Raw genomic sequence first — 15731 nt, 5'->3', positions numbered from 1 at the left:
GCCGTTGGTGGCCCAATTCGCCAGGGTGTCTACTCGAAATCGCCGATATTGCTCAGCTGCCGTCCGCGTCGTTCTCTTACAGAATGACCATCGAGGTTGCTCCCGCGTGGCCGGCCGATCGACCCGACCGATCCGAGCGGGAGGAGCAGGAGCTCCGCAGGCTCGTCGGACTCGTCGATCACGACCCCTCCGCCGACCCCTTCCCCGTGCTCGGCTGGGACGCGCTGGTCTGGGCCGTCGGCAACGCCACCCAGACGGCCCACTTCCTGGAATCGGCGTTCGGCATGCGCCTCGAGGCGTACTCCGGGCCCGAGACCGGCAACCGCGACCACAAGGCGTTCGTATTGCGCAGCGGCGGCGCCCGCTTCGTCGTCCAGGGCGCCGTGGACCCCGCCAGTTCCCTTGTCGCACACCATGATCTGCACGGCGACGGCATCACCGACATCGCCCTCGAGGTACCCGACGTCGACCGCTGCATCGCCTGGGCCCGCGCCCACGGCGCCACCGTCCTGATCGAACCGCACGACGACACCGACGAATTCGGCACCGTCCGCTCGGCCGCCATCGCCACCTACGGCGACACCCGGCACAGCCTCGTCGACCGCTCCGCGTACGACGGCCCCTACCTGCCCGGCTTCGTCCCGCGCCGCTCGGCGTACGAGCCCCGGCCCGGCGCGCCCCGGCGGGTGTTCCAGGCCATCGACCACGTCGTGGGCAACGTGGAACTGGGCCGCATGGACCACTGGGTCGAGTTCTACCGCCGCGTCATGGGATTCGAGAACATGGCCGAGTTCGTCGGCGACGACATCGCCACCGACTACTCCGCCCTGATGAGCAAGGTCGTGGCCAGCGGCAACCATCGGGTCAAATTCCCGCTCAACGAGCCCGCGCCGAGCCGCAAGCGCTCCCAGATCGACGAATACCTCGAGTTCTATCGCGGCCCCGGCGTCCAGCACATCGCCCTGGCCACCGGCGACATCCTCACCGCCGTGGACACCCTGCGCCGCGAGGGCATCGAATTCCTGGACACCCCCGACACCTATTACGACGACCCCGAACTGCGCGCCCGCATCGGCCACGTGCGCGTCCCCGTCGCCGAACTGCGCGCCCGCGGCATCCTGGTCGACCGCGACGAGGACGGGTATCTCCTGCAGATCTTCTGCAAACCCGTCACCGACCGCCCCACCGTCTTCTTCGAACTCATCGAACGCCACGGCTCGCTCGGCTTCGGCAAGGGCAACTTCAAAGCCCTGTTCCAGGCGATCGAACGCGAACAGGAGTCACGCGGAAACCTCTGAGCCGGATCGGTTTCGCGCCGCATCGGCCGAAGCGCCGGACGCGTGTCATCGGGAATTCGAACGCGCGGCGATTGCTGTGACGGGCTCGACTCCGGCCTGCACAGTAGAGTTCTGGGCATGCGTATGACGTCGGCGATCGTCACGGGGTTGAGCCTCGCGCTGCTGCTGTCGGCGTGTGGGGGAAGCGATGACGACGCTCCGACCGGGCCCCTGCGACCACCCCCGAAGGTGGCGACGCTGGGCCCGTTCGTCGGCGAATGCGGTCACCTCACCGACGACGAGGTGCGCGACATCGGGGGACTGGGCGCCATCTCCCGGGTCTTCAAGAATTCGACCGGCTGCAACTGGCAGGGTGGCGGGGTCGGCGCGGCGAGCGTGACCTTCGCGTCCTACCGCGGCAGTCCCATCGATCGGGAGAAAGCCTGGGTGGCGAGCGTGGGACGCGAGCCCGAGGCCATCGAGGTCGGGGGCAAGAAGGGCTTCCAGGCCCTGGATCCGCGCGGGCAGGTGTGCGACCTGGCCATCCAGCTCGACGACGATTTCTTCGAGTGGTCCATGTCCTTCGGTGTCTTCGGCGGCGCGAACCAGGGCAATCCGTGCGACCGCACCCGGCGCATGGCCGAACTGACAGTGCAGCGACTCGGATGAGGGCGACCATGCGGACCTCCGCGACCCGACGGCGCGCCCGCGGCGCGGCCCTGCTCGCCATCGTGGCCGTCACGGCCGCGGTAGGTGGTTGCGGCAAGACGATCCCCGGCACGGCGCTGCCCGCCGGCGGCACCGAATCCGACGGCGGCGGCCGCCTCAACACCAATTTCGACAAGCTGTTGCGCGAATGCGAGGTCGTCTCGCTCGACGACATCGGCAAGGTCGTCGGCGAGGGCACCTACCCGAGCCCCTCGTTCAACGGCGCGGTCTGCATGTGGGATCTGGAGGGCGGCGCGTCCGGCAGCGGCATGGTGACGCTCAGCTGGTACGAACTCGGTTCGCTCAAGAACGAGAAGGCGAACAACGATCGCCTCGGATATGTGACGAACGACATCTCGGTGCAGGGCAGGCGATCACTGGAGACCCGCCGTCCCGGTGACGCCGATTCCTGCGGGGTGAGCGCACCGGCCGCGGACACCGGAATCGTCGGGTGGTGGGTGAACTTCCGGGCGGGCTCGAGCCATCCGGATCCGTGCGAAGCGGCCCGCAAGCTGGTCGAGTTGACCCTGAACCTGGCGCGCTAGGTCCTCTACCAGCCCCGGTGCGGGGACCCCTTTTTGCCCCCTGTAAACGGTGCGGGTATCGTGGACCGCTGTGCCCGGAAGCATTCGGGCAGGTTTGTGCGCAGTACGTAGGCCAGCGAGAGCGGCTGACCGCTCCAGCGTGCCCGTGATTCGGTGCACACGCTGCGTATGACACGCCCGACCTCGTGGCAAGGAAATGCCGTGGGAACTGGGCGGAAAGCTCGAATGGCCGCGGTGTGAACAACGACGCCGCAAACGAATTACAGACATGAAGTTCCAGACACCTGGTTACTAAAAGGAAAGCCGGTCTATGCCAACCATCAACCAGCTGGTCCGCAAGGGTCGCCGCGACAAGGTCTCCAAGACCAAGACTGCGGCCCTGAAGGGGAGCCCGCAGCGTCGTGGCGTGTGCACTCGCGTGTACACCACGACCCCGAAGAAGCCGAACTCCGCGCTGCGTAAGGTCGCGCGTGTTCGCCTGACCAGCGCGGTCGAGGTCACGGCGTACATCCCCGGTGAGGGCCACAACCTGCAGGAGCACTCGATGGTGCTCGTTCGCGGCGGTCGTGTGAAGGACCTCCCGGGTGTGCGCTACAAGATCATCCGCGGCTCGCTCGACACCCAGGGCGTGAAGAACCGCAAGCAGGCTCGCAGCCGTTACGGCGCCAAGAAGGAGAAGAGCTGATATGCCACGCAAGGGCCCCGCACCCAAGCGTCCGCTGATCAACGACCCGGTCTACGGGTCCCCGCTGGTCACTCAGCTGGTCAACAAGATCCTGCTGGACGGCAAGAAGTCCACCGCCGAGCGCATCGTCTACGGTGCCCTCGAGCAGGCGCGCGAGAAGACCGGCACCGATCCGGTCGTCACCCTCAAGCGCGCGCTGGACAACGTCAAGCCCGCCCTCGAGGTGAAGCCCCGTCGTGTCGGTGGCGCCACCTACCAGGTGCCGGTCGAGGTCCGTCCGGGCCGCTCCAACACCCTCGCGCTGCGCTGGCTGGTCAACTACTCCCGCGCGCGTCGTGAGAAGACCATGATCGAGCGTCTGGCCAACGAACTGCTCGACGCCAGCAACGGTCTGGGCGCTTCGGTGAAGCGTCGCGAGGACACCCACAAGATGGCCGAGTCCAACCGGGCGTTCGCGCACTACCGCTGGTGATTCGAAGCCCGGCTCTCCGAAGCTCTTTCGGCGATCCGGGCCCCGAGTCGCTGTCCGGCGTGGCACCTACGCGCCGCGCCGGGCGTTGACACAGTGATGACCGCTGGAGAAGCCAGGGTCGTTCCCGAAGTTCCCAACTAGCACCGAGCGGGGAAGATTTCCGTGGCACAGGAAGTGCTCACAGACCTGAACAAGGTCCGCAACATCGGCATCATGGCCCACATCGATGCGGGTAAGACGACCACTACCGAACGCATCCTCTTCTACACCGGCATCACGTACAAGATCGGTGAAGTTCATGATGGCGCCGCCACCATGGACTGGATGGCGCAGGAACAGGAACGCGGCATCACGATCACGTCGGCCGCGACGACCTGTTACTGGAACAACAACCAGATCAACATCATCGACACCCCCGGGCACGTCGACTTCACCGTCGAGGTGGAGCGTTCGCTCCGCGTCCTCGACGGCGCCGTCGCGGTGTTCGACGGTAAAGAGGGCGTCGAGCCGCAGTCCGAGCAGGTGTGGCGTCAGGCCGACAAGTACGACGTGCCGCGCATCTGCTTCGTCAACAAGATGGACAAGCTCGGTGCGGACTTCTACTTCACCGTGCAGACCATCAAGGACCGCCTGGGCGCGCGCCCGCTGGTGATCCAGCTTCCGATCGGCGCCGAGGACACCTTCGAGGGCATCGTCGACCTGGTCGAGAACAACGCCAAGGTGTGGCGTGGTGAGACCAAGCTCGGCGAGCAGTACGAGGTCGTCGAGATCCCGGCCGATCTCCAGGAGAAGGCCGCGCAGTACCGCCAGGAGCTGCTCGAGACCGTCGCCGAGTCCGACGAGGCGCTGCTCGAGAAGTTCTTCGGTGGCGAGGAGCTCTCCCTCGATGAGATCAAGGGCGCCATCCGCAAGATGACCGTCAACTCCGAGCTCTACCCGGTGCTGTGTGGTTCGGCGTTCAAGAACAAGGGCGTTCAGCCCATGCTCGACGCCGTCGTGGACTACCTTCCGACCCCGCTGGACGTCGAGTCCGTGCAGGGCCACGTGCCCAACAAGGAAGAGGAAGTCCTCACCCGCAAGCCGTCTTCGGACGAGCCGTTCGCGGCGCTGGCGTTCAAGATCGCCACGCACCCGTTCTTCGGCAAGCTGACCTACGTGCGCGTGTACTCGGGCAAGGTCGACTCCGGCGCCCAGGTCATGAACGCGACCAAGGGCAAGAAGGAGCGTCTGGGCAAGCTGTTCCAGATGCACTCGAACAAGGAGAACCCGGTTCCCGAGGCCGTGGCCGGCCACATCTACGCGGTCATCGGTCTGAAGGACACCACCACCGGCGACACCCTGTGCGATCCGCAGAACCAGATCGTGCTCGAGTCCATGACCTTCCCGGACCCGGTTATCCAGGTCGCGATCGAGCCGAAGACCAAGGCCGATCAGGAGAAGCTGGGCTCGGCGATCCAGAAGTTCGCCGAAGAGGATCCGACCTTCAATGTGAAGCTGGATCAGGAGACCGGCCAGACCATCATCGGTGGTATGGGCGAGCTCCAGCTCGACATCTACGTGGACCGCATGAAGCGCGAGTTCAAGGTCGAGGCGAACATCGGCAAGCCGCAGGTCGCGTACCGCGAGACCATCACCAAGCCGGTCGAGAAGCACGAGTACACCCACAAGAAGCAGACCGGTGGCTCGGGCCAGTTCGCCCGCGTGATCATCGCTCTGGCCCCGCTGGTCGATGCCGAGGACGGCGCGACCTACGAGTTCCAGAACAAGGTCACCGGTGGTCGCGTTCCGCGTGAGTACATCCCTTCGGTGGATGCCGGCATCCAGGACGCCATGCAGTACGGCGTGCTCGCGGGCTTCCCGTTGGTGAACGTGAGCGCCTCGCTGCTCGACGGCGCCTACCACGAGGTCGACTCCTCGGAAATGGCGTTCAAGATCGCGGGCGCCATGGCCCTCAAGGAAGCGGCCCGCAAGGCCGGTCCGGTGATCCTCGAGCCGCTCATGGCGGTGGAGGTCACCACGCCCGAGGACTACATGGGCGAAGTGATCGGCGACCTGAATTCCCGCCGTGGCCAGATCCAGGCCATGGAGGAGCGCAGTGGTGCCCGTGTCGTCAAGGCGCTGGTTCCGCTTTCGGAGATGTTCGGTTACATCGGTGACCTGCGGTCCAAGACCCAGGGCCGGGCGAACTTCTCCATGGTGTTCAATTCGTACGCAGAGGTTCCGGCCAATGTGTCGAAGGAGATCATCGCCAAGGCGACCGGAGAGTAATCAGCGCGCCCGGGTAACCGGGCACGGTGTGACCTCGATCGGTTTTCTGATCGACCCCCAGTTATTCAAACCTGCACTGCTGCAAAAAAGCACGCACTAACTAGTCCAGGAGGACCACAGTGGCGAAGGCGAAGTTCGAGCGGACGAAGCCCCACGTCAACATCGGCACCATCGGTCACGTCGACCATGGCAAGACCACGCTGACCGCGGCGATCACCAAGGTGCTGGCTGACACCTACCCGGACGTGAACGCTGCGTTCGCGTTCGACCAGATCGACAAGGCGCCGGAGGAGAAGGCTCGTGGTATCACGATCAACATCTCCCACGTCGAGTACCAGACCGAGAAGCGTCACTACGCCCACGTAGACGCCCCCGGCCACGCCGACTACATCAAGAACATGATCACCGGTGCCGCCCAGATGGACGGCGCGATCCTGGTCGTGGCCGCCACCGACGGCCCGATGCCCCAGACCCGTGAGCACGTGCTGCTCGCCCGTCAGGTCGGCGTGCCCTACATCCTGGTCGCGCTGAACAAGGCCGACATGGTCGACGACGACGAGATCCTCGAGCTGGTCGAGATGGAGGTCCGCGAGCTGCTGGCCTCGCAGGAGTTCGACGAGGATGCCCCCGTCGTGCGCGTCTCCGGCCTGAAGGCCCTCGAGGGCGACCCGAAGTGGGCCGCCTCGGTTCTCGAGCTCATGAACGCCGTCGACGAGTCGATCCCGGACCCGGTCCGTGAGACCGACAAGCCCTTCCTGATGCCGATCGAGGACGTCTTCACGATCACCGGTCGTGGCACCGTCGTCACCGGTCGCATCGAGCGCGGTGTGGTCAACGTGAACGAGGAAGTCGAGATCGTCGGCATCCGCGAGAAGTCGCAGAAGACCACCATCACCGGTGTCGAGATGTTCCGCAAGCTGCTGGACCAGGGCCAGGCGGGCGACAACGTCGGTCTGCTGGTTCGTGGTCTGAAGCGTGACGACGTCGAGCGTGGTCAGGTCGTCGTGAAGCCGGGCACCACCACCCCGCACACCGAGTTCGAGGGCCAGGCGTACATCCTGTCGAAGGACGAGGGCGGCCGCCACACCCCGTTCTTCAACAACTACCGCCCGCAGTTCTACTTCCGTACCACGGACGTGACCGGCGTCGTTACCCTCCCCGAGGGCACCGAGATGGTCATGCCCGGCGACAACACCGAGATGAGCGTCAAGCTGATCCAGCCGGTCGCCATGGACGAGGGCCTGCGTTTCGCGATCCGTGAGGGTGGCCGCACCGTCGGTGCCGGTCGCGTCACCAAGATCATCAAGTGATTTGATCCCCTGAATCACTGATCAGGGCCGTTCCCTTCGGGGAGCGGCCCTTTTCGCTTGTCCGGGGACGGTTTTCGCGCTGCGGGGCGGTTACTCGCGGGTGTGCTGCTCGCGCTCGGCGGCAGTGCGGGTATCGAATTTCGGCCGCCCCCGGTCATCGAGCCAATCGTGTACGGCGGTGCCCGCGACCATGCCGTCGCTACCCGGCAGCACGGTGTGCGGACGGCCGTCCTCGTAGGATTCGGCCATCCGCCGCGCCTGCTCCCGATGCTCGGGCAGCACCTCGGGCTCGGGGAGGGCGGTGGTTTCGGCGGGTGGGGCGGCCGGGCGCCCCGCGTTCGTCCCGCCTGCGGGGTCGATCGGCTCGGCGCCGTCTTCCGGTGCCGGTTCCGAATCTCTGTGCGCTGGTTCGTCGAATGCGGTCATGATGTCGGCCTGCCCGGATCCGCCCCGGGAAAACCGCTGCCGGGCGGGTGTTGCCCGACCGTGTCAATCGCGCCGAATTCGCTCGGGCCTTGGCAGACCGGCGGGCTAGTTCTCGGTGAGTTCGCGGTCCGCGCGCGGTGTTTCAGGGCGCCGGGACGGCGCTGAATTCCCCGGTTCCGGTCGCTCCGAGTAGTCGGCCGGAGTCGAAAGCGGCTGCGGCGTAGGGCAGTTCGGCAGCCCGGCCGCTGGCCAGGACGCGGACCGTTCCGGCGCCCGCGGCGGGTCTGCCGAGTGCGTCGATGCGGCGCAGGGTCTGGGCCGCGACGGCTTCGGCGCTGTCGAAGACCCGGATGCCGGCCGGTAGCGCGGCCAGGATGTCGTCCAGGACCAGGGGGTAGTGGGTGCAGCCCAGGACGATGCCCTCGGTGTCGGGCGGGGTGCGTTCGGCGGCGCCGGCGATGGCTTCGGCGATGGCGGGCAGGTCGCCGCGGTCGATCGCGTCGGCGAGGCCGTGGCAGGCGACGCCGGTGATGTCGGCGCTGCCGCCGAAGCGGGCGATCAGGTCGGCCTGGTAGGCGCTGGCGGTGGTGGCGGCGGTCGCCCAGACCGCGACCGTGCGGCAGGCGGCGGCGGCCGGCTTGATGGCGGGCACCGTGCCGATGACCGGAATTTCCGGGCCGACGGCGGCCCGCACCGGCTCCAGGGCCGAGACGCTCGCCGTATTGCACGGCAGCACAATGACTTCCGCGCCTTCACGCAGCGAGGTGCGCACGGTGTCGAGCACACGGTCGATGACCCACCGCTCGGGCTTGGGCCCCCACGGCGCACCGTCGGGATCCATTTGCAGCAGCAGGTCGATATCGGGCCGCAGCTTCCGCAACCACGCCCCGGTGGGCAGTAACCCCAGTCCGGAATCAATGAGCGCGACGATCACACCCGCAACGGTAGTGAACACCCCGCCCGATTCGCGAACCGTGGTCCCGTGACCCGCCACCCACCCGTCGTGACCTGGCCCGATATCGGTTCGGGCCGAAAGGCGAAGCCCGGTGATCCGGGTGCGGGCCGGTTCAGGAGACCGGCTGCGCGGCCTCGGCGAGCTGTCCGCGCATCTTCATGACCTTGCCGGTCATGCCGGCGCCGACCACCGCGACGAGCGTGCCCGCCCGGAACAGGTGGGCCAGGAACTTGCGTCCCTTGTCCTCCACGATCTGCACGTCGTCGGCGAGCGCGGGCACGCCCAGCACCTGGATCTTGGTGTCGTACTGGTCGCTCCACACGTAGGGAACACGCACGGCGGCAGGCGCTTCGGCGCCCAGCATGGCGGCGACGAGCAGCTGCGCCTGTTCCCCGGCGTTGGTCCAGTGCTCGACCCGCTTGGTGCGCCCGTCGTCCAGCAGCCAGGCCGCGACGTCGCCGGCGGCCCAGACGTCCGGGGTGGCGGTGCGCCCGGTCGCGTCGGTGCGGATCCCGCCGCCGTCGGCGGGATCCAGCAGGTCGATGCCGGAGTCGGCGAGCCATTCGGTGACCGGGGTCGAGCCCACGCCCACCACGACCAGGTCGGCGTCGATCTCGGTGCCGTCGGTCAGTCGCACCCCGCGCACGGTGTCGTCCGCGGTGAGCAGCTCGCTCACCCCGGCTCCGCAGCGCACGTCCACGCCCTCCTCGCGGTGCATCCGGGCCACGAGCTCCCCGATCCGCTCGCCCAGCGCGGCGTACAGGGGAGTGGGCTGCGGTTCGACGAGCACCGTCTCCACCCCTTGCGCCCGGAAGCTCGCCGCGAGTTCGCAGCCGATGAATCCGGCGCCGATGATGACCGCGCGCCGCGCGCTGCCCAGGTGCTCGCGGAGTCCGGCGGCGTCGTCGTGGCTGCGCAGCACATGAACCCCGCGCACGTCGGGGAAGCTCGGAATGCGCCGGGGCCGCAGGCCGGTGGCGATGACGAGCCGGTCGTAGCCGATCTCGGCGCCGTCGTCGAGCCGCACCCGTCGCGCCGCGGTGTCCACGCCGGTGGCGGTGACCCCGAGTCGCAGGTCGATGCCCTTTTCCTCGAAGAATTCGGCGGGCCGCAGCGCGGTGTCGTCGATCTCGCCGCGAATGAACTGTTTGGACAGCGGCGGCCGGTCGTACGGCGCGTGTTCTTCCGCGCCGATCAGGGTCACTCGCCCCTCGTAACCTGCGCGGCGCAGTTCTTCGGCGGTGCGGAGACCCGCCAGCCCGGCACCGACAATTAGAACGTGTTCTACCGACAACGACATAGGGCAACCTTAGTCGTTCGGCAGGTCCCGTGCCGCTGTGTCACGCGCCACATTCAACTAGCCGCTGAATCGTAGCCGAGACTTTATTGATCGGGCGGTCAGTCAGCGTAGAACGGAAATCAGAACATATTCTCAGCCCTAGGAGGCACCCATGTTCACCGAGAGCCGCGTTCAAGACGTTGTGGCTGTCGTACTCGGCGTCATCGCCGCGTTGTCACCCCTCTGGGTCGCTCATAGCGACAATGCACAGTGGTCCCTTATCGTTGGAGGCGTGCTCATCGCCCTGATCGGTCTGGGTCACGCCGCCAAGAAGGTCGGCGCCGCCGCCGACTACGCCTTGGTTCTGGTCGGCGCCCTGCTCTTCGTCTCGCCGTGGGTGCTGGACTTCGACTCCTACAGCGGCGCAACCTGGACCGCCTGGGTGGCCGGCGGCGTGACCGCCGTGCTCGCCCTGGTCGCGCTGCCCGCGGTGTCGGATCGACTGGGCGCGGTGACGCGCCGCTGATGCAGATGCACCGGCCCCAGGGAGCGGGGCGTCGCCGGAGTAAGAAAATCGACGGCGACGCCCGTCAGCTCATCCTGGACGCCGCGGAATCCCTTTTCGCGGCACAGGGTTTCGATGCGACCCCGACGGCCGCCATCGCGGCTGGGGCCGGTGTTCCCAAGGGACTCGTCTTCTACTACTTTCCGACCAAGGACGCGATTCTGTCGGCCCTGATGGCCGAGCGCGTGCCGCCGCATCCCATCGATGACATCGAATCCGTCGTCGCCCCCGGTGATCCGGCGAAGAGTCTGGTGAATCTCGATGCCGCGCTGAATCTGCGCGATCATCACTCCTCCGTCCTGCGGGTCATCATGTGGCGCGAGGCCGACACCCATCCCGATGTGCGAAAGCAATTGCGCCATATGCGCGATCAGTTGCTGGAGATCACCGCGCGCGTGCTGCAGGCCAGCGCGCCCGGCCCGGTGCGGCCCGGCACCCTGCGGGCCTGCGCCTCGGCGTGGGTGTCGGCGATGCTCGCCATCGCCAGCACCGATCGGCTGCGGACCCTGGACGGTCTGCAGAACGGTGACGAGATGCTCGATGTGGCCCAGGTGGTGGCCGCGGGCATGACCCAAATGGGCTGACGCAGGTCAGCCCTGCATTTCGGATCTGGGCGGCGTGTCTTCCACATTTCCGGGCGATCGCTAGCAGACTCGTGGGGTTCGTAATAGCTGAGTGTTCGCTATACGCCCTGGAGGACCGATGAAGGCTGGCCGAATACTCAGCGTGCTCGGTATCGCGAGCACGCTGATCCTGGGCTGCACCATCACCACGGCCGCAGCCGAACCCGCTTATCCCGCACCGGATCCCGATCCGTTCTACGCCGCACCGGCGAACATCGCGGACTACGAGCCCGGCGACGTGCTCGCGGTCCGCGCCATGCCGCCGCTCCCGCTGTTCCCCGCGACCACCTTCACCCTGGTCAAATTCCGTTCCACCAATTCCCAGGGCGGTCCGATCGCGGCCACCACCACGGTGCTGACTCCGCAGGAGCACCGTCCGGGTGGCCCGCTGCTGTCCTACCAGCACATCATCAACGGCTTGGGTGCGGAGTGCGCGGTCTCCCGGGTGCTGTTCACCGCGGATCCGAATCTCGCTGTGCGCGAGGCCCCGGTGCTCAACGTGGCGCTGCGGCGCGGCTGGTCGGTGGCGCTGCCGGATCATCTGGGCCCGCAATTCGCCTATGGCGCGGCACGTTTGGGCGGCCAGATCACCCTGGACGGGGTGCGCGCCGCCCAGCGCGTCGGCGAACTGGGCCTCGCGCAGAGCCCGGTGGTGATGGCCGGGTACTCCGGCGGCGGCATGGCAACCGCCTGGGCGGCCGCGCTGGCGCCGACCTACGCGCCGGAACTTGCGCTCGCCGGGGCGGCCTACGGCGGCGTCCCGATGAATCTGCTGACCATGGTGCGCGCGCTGGGCACCTCCTCCCATCCGGCCTTCGGCCTGGCCATGGCCGCGGCCATCGGGTTGGAGCGCGAGTACCCGGATCGACTGCCGCTGAGTACGCAATTGAACTCGCGCGGCCTGGCCCTGCGGGACGCCATGGCCAACGGCTGCACCAACGAGATCATGGCGCTCGGCGCGGGGAAGAGCGCGCCGGAGCTGGCGGCGAGCATGTCGCTGCTGGAGAGCCCGGACGCCTGGTCGGTGGTGGAGGCGAACAGCCTGCAGCTCTACGGCGGCGTGCCGGAAATACCGGTGTTCGAATGGCATTCGCCCACGGACCCCTTGATTCCGGTGGACGCCATCATCGACACCAATCGCCGGTATTGCGCCGCGGGTGCGCGATTGCAGATGGACCAGAACATCTCACCCGAACATCTCTCCGCCGCGGTGCTGGGTATGCCCGCCGCCCTGGCCTGGGTCGATGCCCGTTTCCGGGGTGAACCCGCGCCGTCGAATTGCCATTCGGTGTAAATGCCCCAATACCGTTGCTCATGAATCGCTTTCGCCTCGCCGCGGCCCGGTGTGACGGTCTGCACCGTGGCCGCGGGAAGGGGTGTGCCGCACCCGCCGAAGTGTGCGACCCGAGTCGCACGGCGGGGTGCGGAGCGGTAAGAATGGCGGCCATGGATGCCGAATTCACCACCGGTTTGGGCTCGTCCCTGAACTCGCGTCAGGACAGCTACCGTTTGACCAATCCGGAGACTTCGGGTCCGGGCTCCGCCTCGCACCCCGTGCTCACCGGTGACACCGGTGCGCACGCCACCCTCGGCCGTACCAGCCTCGATCAGCCCGAGCAGCCGTTGCAGTGGTCCGCGCCGCCGGTGCGCCGGAGTGTGCCAGAGGTATCGGAGGGCAGGCTCTCCGGTGGCAACGGGCTGCCCAATCGCACTGCCGGTGAGCTGGATTCCCGCTTCGAAGCGCCGGGCCGCACCACGTCGGACCACGGCTCCGGGTCCTACGGCACCACCTCGGAGCCCGCGTCCTACGGCGCCGCTCCGGAATCCGGCGGATACGGCGCCACCACCGGTTCTGCCTCGCTGCGAACAGGTTCGGCTTCGCTGCGCACCGGCTCCGAACCGCAGTCCGATCGCTATCGCATCACCGGCGATCCGGCCGTGAGCGGATATCGCCCGGGCACGGAACCGGAGGCGAACGGCTTCCACCCGACCCCCGGTTCGGGCCTCGAGGCCTATCGCCTCACCCCCGATCCGGAGGTGAGCCCCTACCGCACGACCGCTGAGCCGGAATCGAATTCGCGCTGGACGACCACCGATCCCGGCGTGAATTCCAATCGGACGACCGGCGACCCGGAAGTGAATCCGTATCGCACGACGGCCGATTCGGAGGTGAATTCGTACGGCACAACCGGTGAGCCCGCGGTGAGCCCGTACGGCACAACCGATGACTCCGGTCTCAATTCGTACCGTACAACCGGTGATCCGGCCGTGAATTCGCGCCGGACCACTACCGGCCCCGGCGTGAATTCGTATCGCACCACCGGTGAGCCGGGCGCGAGCTCGTATCGCGCCGAGACCGATTCGGAGGTGAGCTCGTACCGCACAACCGGTGAGCCGGGCGTGAATTCGTACCGGATAAACGGTGAGCCGGTGGCGAATCCGTACCGGTCCACATCCGACCCGGAGGTCAATTCCTATCGGCCGACATCGGATTCGGGTGCGAGCTCGTTCGGTACGACCGTCGAGCCCGATGTCAACGCGCACCGCACAACCGGCGAGCCGGTGGTGAATTCCTATCGGCCCACGTCTGATCCGGACGTCAACACCTTCCGGACAACATCCGAGCCGGACGTGAATTCGTACCGGACGACTTCCGAGCCCGATGCGAACTCGTACCGGACGACTGCCGACCCCGGCGTGAATTCCTATCGGACGACATCGGAGCCGGACGCCGGTGTGTTCGGGACAACGTCCGAGCCGGACGTGAATTCGTACCGGACGACTTCCGAACCCGATGCGAACCCGTATCGGACGACCGCCGACCCCGGCGTGAATTCCTATCGGACGACATCGGAGCCGGACGCCGGTGTGTTCGGGACAACGTCCGAACCGGACGTGAATTCCTACCGGACGACTCCCGAGCCCGATGCGAACCCGTACCGGACGACCGCCGACCCCGGCGTGAATTCCTACCGCACGACCTCCGAGCCGGACGCCGACGCCTATCGGGCGACCCCCGATGCGGGGGCGAATCCCTACCGCCCCACGCCGGATCAGGAAGTCGACACCTACCGCATCAAGCCGGATCCGGTGGCCAGGGCCTTCCGCACCACCACCGGTCCGGAACTCTCCGTGTCGCGCCCGGCGGCCGCGCCCGCGGTCAACGGCTTCCGGCTACCGTCGGATCCCGACGCGTCCGCGGCTCGCCCCGTATCGGAATTCGCCGCCGTGACGGTACAACCGGCCCCCGTGGTGAGCACCGGCCGCCGGGCCGCGCCCGAGACGGAAGCGCCCGCGCGCCTGCCCGAGCTCGCACCGGAGCCCGCGCCGGCGTCCACGTCGCGCCGTGCCGCGGCGGAGCCCGTGGTCACCCTCGCCCCCGTATCACTGCGTGCCGCTGCCCCCGATCCCGACGCCGCGCCGGCGTCGGGAGCGCGACGTGCGTTGCCGGACAGCGAGATCGACGCCACCCTGCTCGGCGCGTTGACCGATGTGGAAGTCACGCCCGCCGCCGCGCCGCGCCGCGCCGCCGTGGACTCCGAGGTCGCGCCCGCGACGTCACATCGTGCCGTGGATTCCGAGGTCGTATCCGACACCGCGTCGCGTCGTGCCGTGGATTCCGGGGCGGCATCCGGTGCGGTGTCGCGTCGTGCCGTGGATTCCGAGGCGGCATCCGGTGTGGCGTCGCGTCGTTCCGCCGCGGATGCGGAAGTCGCGCCCGCCGTGTCGTCCCGTCGGGCCGGTTCGGAGTCCGATGCCGTGCCCGCCGCCACTGTGCTTCGCGCCGTGGCCGGTTCGGAGGTGGAGTCCGCGGACGCGCCCGCCGCCGGGTCGCGCCGAGCGGCCCCCGCCACCGCGTCCCGCCGCGCCGCGCCGGAGCCCGAGGTCGCGGCGCCCGCCGGGTCGCGCCGCGCCGCTTCGGATTCCGAGACCACGCGCGTCGCCGGGTCGCGCCGTGCCGCCGCCGTATCCGCCGATGCGGCCGCACCCGCGTCCGATGGTCTCGCGTCGGAACCCGAAGCGGCCCGGACGATTCCGTCCCCGGCGGCGCGCTCGCGCGAGTTCCGCGCGGAGGACGCCCCGAATCTGGATCTGCACAGCATCATGCGCCTGCTCCTGGCCTCCCATGATCTGGACATCGCCGCGGACCAGGCCGAGGCCGGTGAGATCACGGTGGCCGAGCTCGCCGAGGTCGCGCGCCGGACCCGTTCGGCGGCAGTGGATCTGGTCGCGGCCTGGTACGGCGGACCCGATCACATGCGGCGGTTCGGCGAGGTGCTGTTACAGGCCGCGGCTGAAACCGCTCGCTAGTCGATCCGTCCGACGATCTGCTGACCCGCATCGAACTGTTCCTTTCGAACTCCGGTCAGCAGCAACCCGATTCGATTGTTCCGCCGTGCCCCCTGCCGGCAGAAGATGTCGATCGCCCGCACCGTGCTGTCGAAGCTGCCGCCGGGTCCGCTGACCCGCACGGTCTGCCCGGGCCGGAATTCCCCGCTGTCGATCGTGCCCGCGACGATGACGCCGCGTCCGGTCACCAGGAAGGCCGCAGCGACGGTCATTCGCGGACCCGCCGGGCCGCCGGGCATCCATTTCTCGGCCATCGCCGGATTCTCGC

At 67.9% G+C, this 15731-nt stretch carries 15 protein-coding genes; 11 read left to right on the top strand and 4 right to left on the bottom strand.

Annotated elements, in window-relative coordinates; genetic code table 11:
- Positions 1 to 83 precede the first annotated feature (83 nt).
- The 7 genes from hppD (at position 84) to tuf (ending at position 7265) form a co-directional block, all read left to right on the top strand.
- On the top strand, positions 84 to 1298 hold the full coding sequence (gene hppD / locus ACFVBH_RS17425) for a 4-hydroxyphenylpyruvate dioxygenase (protein WP_354987519.1): 1215 nt from the start codon (positions 84 to 86) through the stop codon (positions 1296 to 1298).
- 117 nt (positions 1299 to 1415) lie between these two features.
- On the top strand, positions 1416 to 1946 hold the full coding sequence (locus ACFVBH_RS17420) for a DUF3558 domain-containing protein (RefSeq protein WP_379002462.1): 531 nt from the start codon (positions 1416 to 1418) through the stop codon (positions 1944 to 1946).
- An 8-nt stretch (positions 1947 to 1954) separates the two neighbouring features.
- Entirely contained in the window at positions 1955 to 2530 is a 576-nt protein-coding gene (locus tag ACFVBH_RS17415; protein ID WP_354987517.1) for a DUF3558 domain-containing protein, read from the top strand.
- 310 nt (positions 2531 to 2840) lie between these two features.
- The gene (gene rpsL / locus ACFVBH_RS17410) at positions 2841 to 3215 is read left to right on the top strand and encodes a 30S ribosomal protein S12 (RefSeq protein ID WP_019049359.1); all 375 of its coding nucleotides are present in this window, start codon (positions 2841 to 2843) and stop codon (positions 3213 to 3215) included.
- Position 3216: 1 nt separating this feature from the next.
- Positions 3217 to 3687: a 30S ribosomal protein S7 gene (gene rpsG / locus ACFVBH_RS17405; protein ID WP_030525248.1), complete on the top strand. Its 471-nt coding sequence runs from the start codon at positions 3217 to 3219 to the stop codon at positions 3685 to 3687.
- A 162-nt stretch (positions 3688 to 3849) separates the two neighbouring features.
- Entirely contained in the window at positions 3850 to 5955 is a 2106-nt protein-coding gene (gene fusA / locus ACFVBH_RS17400) for an elongation factor G (protein ID WP_379002457.1), read from the top strand.
- 119 nt (positions 5956 to 6074) lie between these two features.
- Complete coding sequence (tuf, locus tag ACFVBH_RS17395) at positions 6075 to 7265, top strand: elongation factor Tu (RefSeq protein WP_354987515.1); 1191 nt, start codon at positions 6075 to 6077, stop codon at positions 7263 to 7265.
- Between the two features lie 90 nt (positions 7266 to 7355).
- On the opposite strand, the gene ACFVBH_RS17390 is transcribed toward tuf, so the two are convergent.
- The 3 genes from ACFVBH_RS17390 to ACFVBH_RS17380 form a co-directional block, all read right to left on the bottom strand.
- Positions 7356 to 7691, bottom strand: a complete 336-nt coding sequence (locus ACFVBH_RS17390) for a hypothetical protein (protein WP_379002455.1) — start codon at positions 7689 to 7691, stop codon at positions 7356 to 7358.
- A gap of 142 nt (positions 7692 to 7833) precedes the next feature.
- Positions 7834 to 8625, bottom strand: a complete 792-nt coding sequence (locus tag ACFVBH_RS17385; RefSeq protein WP_354987513.1) for an aspartate/glutamate racemase family protein — start codon at positions 8623 to 8625, stop codon at positions 7834 to 7836.
- Positions 8626 to 8758: 133 nt separating this feature from the next.
- On the bottom strand, positions 8759 to 9946 hold the full coding sequence (locus ACFVBH_RS17380; protein ID WP_379002453.1) for an NAD(P)/FAD-dependent oxidoreductase: 1188 nt from the start codon (positions 9944 to 9946) through the stop codon (positions 8759 to 8761).
- Positions 9947 to 10097: 151 nt separating this feature from the next.
- On the opposite strand from ACFVBH_RS17380, the gene ACFVBH_RS17375 reads away from it, so the two are divergent.
- The 4 genes from ACFVBH_RS17375 to ACFVBH_RS17360 all read left to right on the top strand — a co-directional run bounded on the left by ACFVBH_RS17375 (position 10098) and on the right by ACFVBH_RS17360 (position 15424).
- Positions 10098 to 10451, top strand: coding sequence for an SPW repeat protein (locus ACFVBH_RS17375; protein WP_354987511.1), 354 nt, complete (start codon positions 10098 to 10100; stop codon positions 10449 to 10451).
- 5 nt (positions 10452 to 10456) lie between these two features.
- On the top strand, positions 10457 to 11074 hold the full coding sequence (locus tag ACFVBH_RS17370) for a helix-turn-helix domain-containing protein (protein WP_354987510.1): 618 nt from the start codon (positions 10457 to 10459) through the stop codon (positions 11072 to 11074).
- 118 nt (positions 11075 to 11192) lie between these two features.
- Complete coding sequence (locus tag ACFVBH_RS17365; RefSeq protein ID WP_379002450.1) at positions 11193 to 12407, top strand: lipase family protein; 1215 nt, start codon at positions 11193 to 11195, stop codon at positions 12405 to 12407.
- A gap of 152 nt (positions 12408 to 12559) precedes the next feature.
- Positions 12560 to 15424, top strand: a complete 2865-nt coding sequence (locus ACFVBH_RS17360) for a hypothetical protein (RefSeq protein WP_379002447.1) — start codon at positions 12560 to 12562, stop codon at positions 15422 to 15424.
- Here ACFVBH_RS17360 and ACFVBH_RS17355 read toward each other — a convergent pair.
- The gene (locus ACFVBH_RS17355) at positions 15421 to 15717 is read right to left on the bottom strand and encodes a hypothetical protein (RefSeq protein WP_379002444.1); all 297 of its coding nucleotides are present in this window, start codon (positions 15715 to 15717) and stop codon (positions 15421 to 15423) included. The two genes, ACFVBH_RS17360 and ACFVBH_RS17355, sit on opposite strands and share 4 nt — an antisense overlap.
- Between the last annotated feature and the right edge of the window lie 14 nt (positions 15718 to 15731).

The organism is Nocardia sp. NPDC057668, from assembly GCF_042799795.1.
In the GTDB taxonomy this organism is placed as follows: Bacteria; Actinomycetota; Actinomycetes; order Mycobacteriales; family Mycobacteriaceae; genus Nocardia.
Note: the sequence above shows the minus strand (reverse complement) of the source record. Positions and strands in the feature narration are given on the sequence as shown.